Source organism: Methanoculleus sp. UBA413, from assembly GCF_002502935.1.
Taxonomy (GTDB): Archaea; Halobacteriota; Methanomicrobia; order Methanomicrobiales; family Methanoculleaceae; genus Methanoculleus; species Methanoculleus bourgensis.
On the sequence record NZ_DAQR01000023.1, the window covers coordinates 464 to 812 of the forward strand.

Here is a 349-nt window from a genome sequence, read left to right on the forward strand (position 1 = left end):
CGGGATCCTGAATATCTTTTTTCGGCCGGTGGAACAACCCTGCTGGAGCATTGCATTTTATCTTATTTTGTGCGTGGGAGGATCGCTCCATTGGCGCTAACGTGGCCCGGGGGTGCACTGCATCCCCGAGCAGATACTGGTGAGGTTCAGTTTTTGTTGAACCCCCGCCCTAGTGAACTCCTGTGCTGGTTTACGTCGCCGGCCGCATGCTTCCGCACGCGGGGGGGGCGCGAAGTCGATATGCGTGTTGGCAGTCCCCTTCGTGGCTGTATGAAACCCCCCCCTTCTGGGTATGGAGAGCATCCGCTCGAAGAGGCCGCTATTGTCATACGGGCCAGCCATCGCCGGT